The organism is Lysobacter sp. H21R4 (assembly GCF_015277535.1).
GTDB lineage: Bacteria > Pseudomonadota > Gammaproteobacteria > Xanthomonadales > Xanthomonadaceae > Novilysobacter > Novilysobacter ciconiae.
Map to the genome: position 1 here is coordinate 1,395,427 of NZ_CP063772.1, position 11,793 is coordinate 1,407,219.

At 65.8% G+C, this 11,793-nt stretch carries 11 protein-coding genes; 7 read left to right on the forward strand and 4 right to left on the reverse strand.

All coding sequences use genetic code 11. The features are described from left to right. Nucleotides 1-3: 3 nt before the first annotated feature. Nucleotides 4-624 (reverse strand): TetR/AcrR family transcriptional regulator, encoded by a 621-nt coding sequence (locus tag INQ40_RS06405; RefSeq protein WP_194342298.1) that lies wholly within the window; start codon nt 622-624, stop codon nt 4-6. A 247-nt stretch (nt 625-871) separates the two neighbouring features. Here INQ40_RS06405 and ndk point away from each other — a divergent pair, with 247 nt between their 5' ends. The 7 genes from ndk to der all read left to right on the forward strand — a co-directional run bounded on the left by ndk (nt 872) and on the right by der (nt 7,658). After that, entirely contained in the window at nt 872-1,297 is a 426-nt protein-coding gene (gene ndk / locus INQ40_RS06410; RefSeq protein ID WP_194342299.1) for a nucleoside-diphosphate kinase, read from the forward strand. Nucleotides 1,298-1,349: 52 nt separating this feature from the next. After that, the gene (gene rlmN / locus INQ40_RS06415; protein ID WP_194342300.1) at nt 1,350-2,615 is read left to right on the forward strand and encodes a 23S rRNA (adenine(2503)-C(2))-methyltransferase RlmN; all 1,266 of its coding nucleotides are present in this window, start codon (nt 1,350-1,352) and stop codon (nt 2,613-2,615) included. Nucleotides 2,616-2,622: 7 nt separating this feature from the next. Then, nucleotides 2,623-3,453 (forward strand): type IV pilus biogenesis/stability protein PilW, encoded by an 831-nt coding sequence (gene pilW / locus INQ40_RS06420; RefSeq protein ID WP_194342451.1) that lies wholly within the window; start codon nt 2,623-2,625, stop codon nt 3,451-3,453. Continuing rightward, on the forward strand, nt 3,453-4,268 hold the full coding sequence (locus INQ40_RS06425; RefSeq protein ID WP_194342301.1) for a helix-turn-helix domain-containing protein: 816 nt from the start codon (nt 3,453-3,455) through the stop codon (nt 4,266-4,268). Before pilW ends, INQ40_RS06425 begins: the two co-directional genes overlap by 1 nt. Before the next feature lie 117 nt (nt 4,269-4,385). After that, nucleotides 4,386-5,015, forward strand: a complete 630-nt coding sequence (locus INQ40_RS06430) for a tetratricopeptide repeat protein (protein WP_194342302.1) — start codon at nt 4,386-4,388, stop codon at nt 5,013-5,015. Next, on the forward strand, nt 5,015-6,226 hold the full coding sequence (gene bamB / locus INQ40_RS06435; protein ID WP_194342303.1) for an outer membrane protein assembly factor BamB: 1,212 nt from the start codon (nt 5,015-5,017) through the stop codon (nt 6,224-6,226). Before INQ40_RS06430 ends, bamB begins: the two co-directional genes overlap by 1 nt. A gap of 34 nt (nt 6,227-6,260) precedes the next feature. Then, nucleotides 6,261-7,658, forward strand: a complete 1,398-nt coding sequence (gene der, locus INQ40_RS06440) for a ribosome biogenesis GTPase Der (RefSeq protein WP_193987083.1) — start codon at nt 6,261-6,263, stop codon at nt 7,656-7,658. A gap of 62 nt (nt 7,659-7,720) precedes the next feature. On the opposite strand, the gene INQ40_RS06445 is transcribed toward der, so the two are convergent. From INQ40_RS06445 to INQ40_RS06455, 3 genes are all read right to left on the reverse strand, one after another. Then, on the reverse strand, nt 7,721-9,394 hold the full coding sequence (locus INQ40_RS06445; protein ID WP_194342304.1) for a long-chain fatty acid--CoA ligase: 1,674 nt from the start codon (nt 9,392-9,394) through the stop codon (nt 7,721-7,723). A gap of 123 nt (nt 9,395-9,517) precedes the next feature. After that, complete coding sequence (locus INQ40_RS06450; protein WP_194342305.1) at nt 9,518-10,780, reverse strand: dicarboxylate/amino acid:cation symporter; 1,263 nt, start codon at nt 10,778-10,780, stop codon at nt 9,518-9,520. A gap of 163 nt (nt 10,781-10,943) precedes the next feature. Next, nucleotides 10,944-11,792, reverse strand: coding sequence for a MurR/RpiR family transcriptional regulator (locus INQ40_RS06455; protein WP_194342306.1), 849 nt, complete (start codon nt 11,790-11,792; stop codon nt 10,944-10,946). Nucleotide 11,793 lies beyond the last annotated feature (1 nt).

Here is an 11,793-nt window from a genome sequence, read left to right on the forward strand (position 1 = left end):
CCATCAGTTCTTGAATCCGGCCGCGGCAAAGCGGATGAGTTCGCGCGCCGCCCGTTCCGCATGGGCCTTCTCCTGCACTCCGCCGGGGCGCTTGATCAGGCCGAAATCGGCCATCGCGTAGGTCAATGCGCCGGCGAGGAAGTCCAGACGCCAGTACAGCTCCTCCTTGCTCAGGCCCGGCAGGCAGCCACCGATGGCACGCGCAAAATCGCGCAGCACGTGCCCGTAGCGCTCGGAAAGGAACGTCCGCAGGCCATCGTTCTTTTCCGCGTAGGCGCGGGCGATGACGCGCACGAAAGCGGCGCCGCCCTGGCGATGCAGCGCGACCGCCAGTGCCGGCTCGATAAAGGCGGCAAGGATCGGCTCCAGATCGCCAGGATGCTGGTCCAGCGCGGCTTTCAGCGCCTCGAGGCGCTGAGCGCTCATCTCGTCCATGCGTCGGCGGAACACCTCGTTGACGAGGTTTTCCTTGCTGCCGAAGTGGTAGTTCACCGCCGCGATGTTGACGTCGGCGCGCCCGGTGACCTGGCGCAGCGATGTGCCCGAAAAGCCGTGCTGGGCGAACAGCTCCTCCGCCGCAGTCAGGATGCGGTCCTTGGTGGAGAACTGGGTGTTGGTAGACATGGCGGCATCCTGAACCAGCGCGACCAGCAAGGTTGCGCAAAGATGAATCAAACGCTTGTTTGGATGCTAGGCGCCAGGGCCGCTGCCGTCAAATTCAACCCCGATGCGTGCATTGCGCACGCGGATTTCCGGTAGAATCCGTGGCAGCCATTACGGCCAAACCCGCGTCAGTACGCGGGTTTTCCTGTTATCCTTTGGCGCGTATCCCTGACATACGGGGTGCCGCCCGCCCAACCGGAGATTTTCCATGGCGCTGGAGCGTACCCTTTCCATCATCAAGCCCGACGCAGTTGCCAAGAATGTGATCGGCGAGATCTACAGCCGTTTCGAAAAGGCGGGCCTGAAGGTCGTCGCCTCGAAGATGAAGCATCTTTCGAAGGACGAAGCCGAAGGCTTCTACGCAGTCCATCGCGAACGTCCGTTTTTTGCCGCGCTGGTCGAGTTCATGAGCTCCGGGCCGGTGATGATCCAGGCGCTGGAAGGCGAGGGCGCTGTCCTCAAGCACCGCGACCTGATGGGCGCCACCAACCCGAAGGACGCCGCACCGGGCACCATCCGCGCCGACTTCGCCGACAGCATCGACGCCAACGCGGTACACGGATCGGACAGCCTGGAGAACGCCGCGATCGAGATCGCCTATTTCTTCCCGGCCACCGACGTCTACTCGCGCTGACCATCCACTCCCGGCCGCCGGGAACGCAACACGCAATCGCAGTACCCATGCCATGACCGCCAACCGCGACAACACCATCGACATCCAGCTGACCGCTTCGCCTGTGGCGGAAGGCCAGGCTGTGACCGGTGCCGCCGCGGATAAGACATCACAGGCACTTCCCGGGGCAGCAAGCGCTGCTCCGCGGAAGAACATCTTCGACCTGGACCGCACGCAGCTGGAGGACTTCTTCGAAGGCGTGCTGGGCGAAAAGCGTTACCGTGCCCACCAGGTCATGAAGTGGATCCATCATCGCTACGTCACCGATTTCGACGAGATGACGGACCTCGGCAAGGCGTTGCGGGCCAAGCTGCACGAGCACGCTGAGGTCCGCGCGCCGATCGTGCTGACCGAGAAGCCGTCCGTTGACGGCACCCACAAATGGCTTATCGGGATGGACCCGAAGAACGCCATCGAGGCGGTCTTCATCCCCGAGAAGGGGCGCGGCACGCTCTGCGTGTCCAGCCAGGTGGGCTGCGCGCTGAACTGCTCCTTCTGCTCCACCGGCACCCAGGGCTTCAACCGCAACCTCACCACCGCCGAGATCATCGGCCAGGTGTGGGTGGTCGCCCGCCACCTTGGCAACATGCCCCACCAGCGCCGCCGCCTCACCAACGTGGTGATGATGGGCATGGGCGAGCCGCTGATGAATTTCGACAACGTGGTCCGTGCGATGAGCATCATGCGCGACGACCTGGGTTACGGGCTCGCCAACAAGCGCGTGACGCTTTCCACCGCCGGCATGGTCCCGATGATCGACAAGCTGGGCGAGCTCAGTGATGTCTCGCTGGCGGTGTCGCTGCACGCGGCCAACGATGAGCTGCGCACCGAGCTGGTGCCGCTGAACAAGAAGTACCCGATCGCCCAGCTGATGGCCGCCTGCGAGCGCTATGTCATGCGCAAGCCACGCTCGTCCATCACGTTTGAGTACACCCTGATGCGCGGCGTCAACGACCAGCCCGAGCATGCGCGCCAGCTCGCGCGCCTGATGAAGCAGTTCGACAATGCGACCCAGATGAAGGATGCGGCCAAGGTCAACCTGATTCCGTTCAACCCGTTCCCGGGGACGCGGTACGAGCGTTCCGACGAGGACGACATCCGCGCGTTCCAGCAGCTGTTGCAGCAGGCCCGCGTCCTCACCACCGTGCGTCGCACCCGCGGCGACGACATCGATGCCGCATGCGGCCAGCTCAAGGGGCAGGTCATGGACCGCACGCGCCGTCAGGCAACCTTCCGGAAGATGCTGGCCGAGCAGGAAGCAGGAGATGCCAGTGCCTGAGGGGCTTATGTCCAGTCGTCGTTCGGGGGGAAGGGCATTGGTGGTTGTGCTGGTTGCCGTGGTCCTTGCGTCCACGGCCTGCAGCCGCTTGAGCTTCGTCAAGCCCAAGCTCGCCCGCAGCGGCATGGATCGCAAGGCGCCCGAGGTGCGCATGACGCCGGACAGCTACGATTCTCCGGCCGCCAAATCCCGCGTGCTCATCCAGCAGGGGCAGGCGGCATTGTCCCAGGGCGACCTCACGGCTGCTGCGAAAGCCGCGGACCAGGCGCTGCGCATGGCCTCCGACAACGCCTCGGCCCACACCCTGGCGGCCTTGGTGGCGGAGCGGAAGGGCGACTCGGCTGCGGCGGGTAAACACCACCGGCGCGCCGTGGACCTGGAGCCGCGCCAGGGTGGCGTGGCCAACAACTACGGCACGTGGTTGTGCAGCAACGGTCGCGCGCAGGAGTCGCTGGAGTGGTTCGATCGCGCGCTGGCGGATCCGGGCTACCGTACCCCGGCGATCGCGATGGCGAACTCCGGCGCCTGCGCCGCGGATGCGGGGCAGGAGGCGCACGCGAAACGCTACCTGACGGGCGCGTTGGAGCTGGATCCGGAGAATCCCGTCGCGCTGGGCGCGATGGCCGAGCGCATGTTCAAGGCCGGCGACGCGTTTCGCGCCCGTGCGTTTTCGCAGCGACGGCTGGCGGCAGCACCGGCGGACTGGCGGTCGCTCGTGCTTGCATCACAGATTGAAGAAAAGCTGGGCGACAGGGAAGCCGCCAATAGATATGTTCAACGGTTGGGGGCGGAGTTCCCGGCCGTACCGGGTTCCGGAAACGGGGAAATCGGAAAGTGATGGGACAGTCCAACGAAAGGCGGGCGGACGATGCCGGGCGTTGTGGTGCGCGGCTCGCTCGTGCCCGTGAAATTGCCGGGCTGACGCTTGAGCAGGCTTCCGCACGCCTGAAAATGCCCGTTCGCGTGGTCCGCGCGCTGGAAAACGACGAGTGGCAATCCGAACCGACCGTGTTCGTCCGCGGCCACCTGCGCAGCTACGCCAGGATGCTCGGGGTGGACATCGAGCAGGATCTTGTGAGGTCCGGCGTCAACGAAGTCCGCCCGGCCGAACTGATCAGCCACACCCATACGCCGAAATACCGCTACATGTTCGAGCAGGCGGCGCGGCGCGGCATCTATATCGCCATCACCGCCTTTATCGTCGTGCCGGTGTGGTTGGCGACCAAGCCGCACCTGTCCAGCGCGCCGGAAGTGCAATCGCTGGATATACCGTCCTTTGCCACCGGCATGGTTGATTCCCCTCGGCAGGCTGACGCGGCCGTTCAGGAGCGCACGCCGGTGATCGCGTCGATGGCCGCGATCCGCGCGCCGGTCGGTGTCGCCGAGCCCCCGGGGCTTTCGTTGGCGTTCAGCGGTGACAGCTGGCTGCAGGTAACCACCCGCAGTGGCGAGGTGCTGGAGCAGGCCGTCGTCGGCAGCGGCGAGAAGCGCCAGTGGGACGCAAAGGAAGACCTGCGGATCGTGATCGGCAACACCGCTGCGATCGAAGCCCGGCAAAACGGCAAACCGGTGGACTTGGAAGCATTCAGCCGCGCGAACGTCGCCCGCTTTACGCTATCCTCTGACGGTTCACTTGTGCCGAGCAGCGACTGATCAGCCTCGACGGCATCGTCGCCCCAATCCGGCACTTCCCCTTCGGCCCGCAGTGCGGGCCGTTCGTAATCAACGATCCGTTTATCCAGGCGGATCCGGACAACATGGCGACCCCAGATGGCAATTGACGATCCGCTAGACGAACACGAGCAGAGCGAGCGCGTATTGGCGTGGCTGCGGCAGAACGGTATCGCCCTGGTCGGTGGGATCGTGCTCGGACTCGCCGCGATCGGCGGCTGGAAGTGGTGGGGACACCACCAGTACACCGAAGCGCTGGCGGACGCCGATCGCTATCAGCAGGTGATCAGCGCCATCGAGGCCGGCGATCCCGAGGCCGCTTCACGCATCACGACATTGGACAATGGCGTCTACGCCGAGCTGGCGGGCCTGGAGCTGGCTTCCCGGCAGGTTCGCGCGGGCGAGAACGAGAAAGCCATTGCGACCCTGCGGGCAATCAAGCCCGCCGATGAGCGCATGGCGACGATCGTGCATCAGCGCCTGGCCCGTTTGCTGGTGGACGCCGGCAAGGGCGAGGAGGCGATCGGACTGCTTGAAGGCGCCGATACCGCCATGGCCCTGGAAGTGCGCGGGGATGCGGAATATGCGCTGGGCAAGACCGACGACGCGCGCGCAGCCTATATGCAGGCGCTGACCCGGATGGATGTCGCCTCGCCTCGTCGCAAGCTGCTGGAACTCAAATTGATGGAAGTCGGCGGCAAGCCCGACGACTCCGAGGTGCGCTCCTGATGAATGCCGTATCGAACCTTTCGAACGCCCGTCTTCCTGCACGCCAACTGGCGCTGCGTATTTCCGTCGTGATGCTGTGCGCCACTGCCCTGGTCGGCTGCAGCACCATGAAGGGCTGGTTCAGCAGCGACAAGAAGAAGGCCGCAGCGCCGGCGGCACTGGTCGACTTCCAGCCGTCCGCCCAGCCATCGCGTATCTGGTCCGCCAACGTGGGCAAGGGTGAGGGCAAGATCGGCGCACGCCAGGGGCCGGCCATTGCCGACGGCAGGGTGTATGCCGCAGCCGTGAAGGGTGGCGTGCACGCCTACGACCTGCAGACTGGCGCGAAGCTGTGGAACTACCCCAGCAAGTTGCTCCTGATCGGCGGCCCCGGCGTGGGCGAGGGCGTGGTGGCAGTGGGCAGCCTGGACGGTGATGTGGTCGCGCTGGACGCGGACACCGGCAGCGAGAAATGGACGGCCAAACTGGGCAATGAAATCATCGCCGCACCGGCGGTCGGCATGGGCATGGTCTTCGTGCGCTCCAACGACGGACGCGTCACGGCGTTCGACGCGGCCAGTGGCGAGCGTCGCTGGTTCTGGAACCAGGACGTGCCGATGCTGTCGGTACGCGGCAACGACACGCCGGTTCTGGGTCCGGGCTATCTTTTCGTCGGCAACGATGATGGCACCGTGGTCGCGCTGTCGGCCAACGACGGCCGTCCGCTGTGGGAAGAGAGCGTCGCCCAGCAGGAAGGGCGCACCGAACTCTCCCGCATGGCCGACGTGGATGGCGCGCCGGTGCTCGACGGCACCACCCTGTACGCCACCAGCTACAAGGGCAAGACCATCGCCATCGACGCGCCCAGTGGCCAGCCGATGTGGATCTCCGATCACGGCGGTCCGGGCCGGATCGGCGTTGGGCCGAACGTGCTGGTCGTGTCCGAAGCGGCCGACAACGTGGTCGGACTGTACAAGTCCGGCGGCAGTGCGATGTGGACGCAGCCCGCGATGACGCGCCGCAACCTGACGGCTCCGGCCATCCACGGCGACTACGCGGTCGTTGGCGACCTGGACGGCTACCTGCACTGGCTTTCGCTGGATACCGGTGACTTCGCGGCGCGCACGCGCGTCGGGCGTGACCGCTTGCTCTCGGCGCCGCGCGTGGCGGACGGCATCCTGGTGGTGCAGGACGTTGGCGGCAAGCTGAGCGCGTACCGGCTGGGACAGTGATCATCACGTTTTTCCATCCCGACCGGATCCGCCAATGCTGCCGCTAGTCGCCCTTGTGGGCCGCCCCAACGTCGGCAAGTCGACCCTGTTCAATGCGCTCACCCGCACCCGCGACGCCCTCGTCCATGACCAGCCCGGCGTTACCCGGGACCGCAATTACGGCCTGTGCCGGCCGGAAGGCCAGCGGGAATTCGCGGTCGTCGACACCGGCGGCATTGGCGGTGAGGACGAGGGCATCGCCGGCGCGACCACGCGCCAGGCGCGAGCCGCGGCTGCCGAAGCCGATCTGGTGCTGTTCATCGTGGATGGGCGGCAGGGCGCGTCGCGCCTGGACGACGACATCCTCGCCTGGCTGCGCAAAACCGCGCGTCCGACCTATCTGGTGGTCAACAAGACCGACGGGCTGGACACGCACGCCGCGCTGAGCGAATTCGCCCACTACGGCTTCACCGATGTCATCGGCATCTCCTCGGCCCATCGCCAGGGCATCGATGACCTGATTGACGTGATCCTGGAGCGCTTGCCCGAGCTGGGCGATTCCGCGCAGCTGGACAACGATCCTTCGCGGATCAAGGTGGCCTTTATCGGCCGTCCCAACGTCGGCAAGTCGACCCTGGTCAACCGCCTGCTGGGCGAGGAGCGGATGATCGCCTCCGAAGTTGCCGGCACCACACGCGACGCGGTCGCCGTGGACATGGAGCGCGACGGGCGCCTGTACCGCCTGGTGGACACGGCTGGCCTGCGGCGCAAATCCCGCGTGGACGAGGTCGTGGAGAAGTTCTCCATCATCAAGACACTGCATGCGATCGAGCAGTGCCAGGTGGCGGTGGTGATGCTGGATGCCAATGAAGGCGTGACCGACCAGGACGCCAGCGTGCTGGGCTATGCGCTGGACGCGGGGCGCGCGCTGGTGATCGCGGTCAACAAGTGGGACGGGCTCAGCGAATACCAGCGCCAGCAGAACGAATCGCTGTTGGCGCGCAAGCTGACCTTCGTTGACTGGGCCGAGCGGGTGCGCATCAGCGCGACCCACGGCTCCGGGCTGCGCGAGTTGTTCGCGGCGGTGCATCGCGCGCACGCCTCGGCGACCCGCGAGTTCAGCACCAGTGAGGTGACCCAGGCCATGGAAGCGGCGTATGAGGCCAACCCGCCGCCGGTGATCCGCAACCATGTCGCCAAGCTGCGCTACGCGCACCCTGCGGCCAGCAATCCGCCGACCTTCGTGATCCACGGTACGCGCCTGAAGACACTGTCCGACAGCTACAAGCGATATCTGGAGAATTTCTTCCGCAAGCGTTTCAAGCTGGTCGGAACGCCGGTGCGCTTCGTCTTCAAGGACAGCGTCAATCCGTACGAAGGCAAGAAGAACGTGCTCAGCGAGAAGCAGGTGGCCAAGCGGCGCCGTCTGATCCGCCACGTAAAGCGCGGCTGAGCCACGCAAAAAAATCCCCTCGCAAGGAGGGGATTGGATTGATGCGAATATCGGATCCGGTTTCAGCTGGGCTGCTCGTCCCGGAGCTCGCGGCGCAGGATCTTGCCGACGTTCGACTTGGGCAGCTCGCTGCGGAACTCGACGACCTTGGGTCGCTTGTAGCCCGTCAGGTTCTCCCGCGCGAACGCGCTCACCTGCTCGGCGGTCAATGACGGGTCCTTTTTCACCACGACCACCTTGACCACTTCGCCGGAGTGCTCATCGTCCATGCCGATGGCGGCAACCTCCAGCACGCCGGGCATCATGGCGATGACGTCCTCGACCTCGTTGGGGTACACGTTGAAGCCCGAGACCAGGATCATGTCCTTCTTCCGGTCCACGACGTAGAAGAACCCGTTCGCGTCCATCCGGGCGATGTCGCCGGTGTGCAGCCAGCCGTCGGCATCCATCACGTCGGCGGTTTCCTTGGGCAGCTGCCAGTAACCCTTCATTACCTGCGGGCCCTTCAGGCACAGCTCGCCGACCTCGCCGACGGGAAGCATGTTGCCGTCCTCATCCTTGATGCAAGCATCCGTGGACGGGATGGGCAGGCCGATGGCGCCGTTGTACTCGGCGAGGTCCATCGGGTTGATGCACGCGGCCGGTGCGGTTTCGGTCAGGCCGTACGCCTCGATCAAGGTACAGCCGGTGGTCTTCTTCCAGCGCTCGGCGACAGACCGCTGGACCGCCATGCCGCCGCCCAGCGTGAGGCGCAGCTTGGAGAAATCGACCTCATCGAAACCGGGCGTATTCAGCAGGCCGTTGAACAACGTGTTGACGCCGGTGATGGCGGTGAACGGGACCTTCTTGAGCTCCTTTACGAAGCCGGGCATGTCGCGCGGATTGGTGATCATGTGGTTCAAGCCGCCGAACTTCATGAAGACCAGGCCGTTCGCCGTCAAAGCAAAGATATGGTAAAGCGGCAGCGCGGTGATGATGATTTCCTGACCCAGCGTGACGTTGGTGCCCACCCAGGCCGAGGCCTGCTGCATGTTGGCGACCATGTTGCGGTGGGTGAGCATCGCGCCCTTGGCCACGCCGGTGGTGCCGCCGGTGTACTGCAGGAAGGCGATGTCCTCCGGCCCCACATCGATATCCGGCAGCGAGTGCCTGGACCCGAGCTTGAGGGTTTCATTGAAACGCACCGCGCCGTGGATGCGGTATTCCGGCACCATTTTCTTGATGTACTTGAGCACGAAGTTCATCACCGAGCCCTTGACCCCGAGCATGTCGCCCAGGCCGGTGGTGATGACGTGCTGCACGCTGGTATCGGGCAGCACCTCCGCGGCGGTGTCGCCGAAGTTGTCCAGCACCAGCAGCACCTTGGCCCCGGAATCGACCAGCTGGTGCCGCAGCTCGCGGGCGGTGTACATCGGATTGGTGTTGACCACCGTGAGGCCGGCGCGCAGCACGCCGAACGTGGCCACCGGGTACTGCAGGCAGTTGGGCATCATGATCGCCACGCGATCACCCTTGCGTAGCTTGAGCACGCCCAGCAGGTAGGCCGCGAACTGCGCGCTGAGGGTGTCGATCTCGGCGTAGGTCAGGGTCTTGCCGAAGTTCGCAAACGCTGGACGGTCGCGGAAACTGACGATCGCAGTCTCCATGACCGCGACGATCGAGCTGTACTCGTCCGGATCGATCTGGGCAGGCACGCCCGCCGGGTAATGGTCGAGCCATGGACGTTCAACACTCATCGCGATCCCCTTGATAACTGTGGTGCGTGCGCGACCGGTGGTTCGGATCCGCGACGGCGCATGGTCGCAAAGATTGGAGCATAGGGCCCGAAGGGTGGCAAGACGACGGACGGCGGTTTGCGGTCAGCCCTCATTCCTTGCGCCGGGCGGCACCGCATCATCCCGCGCGGTCCTGGCGACGATGCTGGTGGCTGCAAGGTCGGCCGTGACGTTGCCGAGCGTCGCGAAAACGTCGGGAATCGTGTCCACTGCCAACAGCAATCCCAGCGGCGCGACGGGAAGCCCCATCGCCTGGGCGACGGGCAGGTTGGTGGCCATGTAGCTGACCTGGCCCGGCAGTCCGACGGAACCCAGACTGATCACCACCGCGAGCGCGCATCCGGCTGCCAGTTGGGCAACGCCGAGGTCGATTCCATAAGCCCAGGCGATGAAGGCGGCCGCGCTGAGGTATTGCACCGGGCTGGTGATCCTGAACAACGTCACCGCCATGGGCAGGACCAGTCCGGAAATCTGCCGCGGGTAGCGCAGTCGGTCATTGGCGACCTCAAGCATCGCCGGCAGCGACGCCAGGGACGACTGGGTGCTGGCCGCGACCACCTGGGCGGGGGCAATCGCCGCGGCGAAGCGCCGGATCGACTCGCCGCCCCACACGACCGCCACCAGCACCATCGCGACCGTGACGGTCAGGTAGAGCAGGCATTGCAGCGCGATATAGATGCCCAGCGCGCTGAGCATGCTCAGTCCGGCGCGGGCGGTAACGGCCAGGATGAGCGCGAACACGCCCACCGGGGCCGCCCACAGCACCCAACGCACGATCATGATCATGGCGTCGGCCAGTGCCTGGAAAAACTCGACCATCAGCGCGCGCCGCGGCGCTTCGATCCGCGTCAGCGCGAATCCGAAGAACAGCGCGAAGACGACCAGCGGCAGCATGGCGCCGCTCGCTGCGGCCTCCACGGCGTTGCTGGGGACGATGCCGGTCACCCATTGCGACCAGCCCGCCGGAGCGGGCAGGGCGGCGGTCTCGCTCGCGCCTCCGCCCAGTGCAACGGCAAGGCCCGGATCGTGCGGCAGCAGCGACAGCAGCGCCGGTGCGGCGATCGCGGTGAACACCGCCGCCAGGGCGAGCAGCGCGATGAATACCAGGATGGCGTTGCGGGCGATCCGACCCGAAGAGGCCGCATCGGCGGCGGTACTGACGCCGACCACGACCAGGGCCAGCACCAGCGGCACCACGGTCATCTGCAGCGCGTTCAACCACAACCGGCCAAACGGGTGGACGACGTCGGCGACGCGTGTCGCGACGGTCGGGTCCATCCACGCCAGGCCCAGGCCGATCAGCGCGCCAAGTGCCAGCGCAAGCAGAACACGTGAGGTGCCGCTCACAGCCCCGAGCTCCGCGTGGCGAGGGTGCCCACCTCAGTGGCAGATGCGCAGGAACGGTGGTGAAACACGGCTGGTCGTTGCATGGACGGGCTCGCGACAGGCGCCGGCGACCGCGCAGCGCGGCCGGCGTGGTATGGGAAGAGAACAGGATCTGCGGCTGCGCTCAAGGTTCGAGCATCGGTTGAAGGCGTTCAAGGTTCTCACGCAGTTGCTGATCGCGCCCGCCTTCGCAAAGGCGGACGAACACCCGATCCATCAGGTGCTGCGCGGCCGCCTGGTAAAGCAGCGGCTGGATATGCACCTCCTCGTCGTGGGCCGATACCAGCAGGGCAATGTCGGCATACGCACGCAGCGGGTTGGAAGTGTGGCGGGTAACGGATACCACAGTGCCACCCCGCTCGCGGAAGCAGCGCGCGATGTAGCACAGCGGCGGCGGCTTTCCGTGCTCGGAGAACACCATCAGCACGTCGCCCGTGCAGGCAGCGCTGACGCTGGCCGCCATGTGCGCGGGATCGAAGTTGTGCACGGTCAGAATGCCCAGCAACGACAGCCGCAGGGCGAGCGCACGGGCTCGGATATCGTCATCGCCCAGGCCGATCAGGAAGACCTTGCCACCTTCGCCGGAGAGGGTGATCGCGGCCGCGACGGCGGCGATGGTGCCGGGCGGATTGATCGACCGCGTTTCCTCCTCGGCCGCGGATTTGCGTCGCCACAGCTCCGCCGCCATGGCATCGGCCGGATGCTCGGGGGCACTGGTGGCCGGCGGCTCGTCGCCGTTGTCGGCGCGCGCGATGTCCTCTCCCACCGAGTACTTGAGGTCCGGGTAGCCCTTGAAGCCGAGCTTCTGGCAGAACTTCACCACGCTGGACTGGCTGACGCCCAACGCGTTGGCCAGCTGCTGCGAGGAGTAGTCGCGCAGCAGGTTGGCGTTGTCGAGCACGAAGTCGGCGATGCGCCGCTCGATCGCCGACATCTGGTCGCGCCGCGAGCGGATGGTCAACAGGGCCGACATT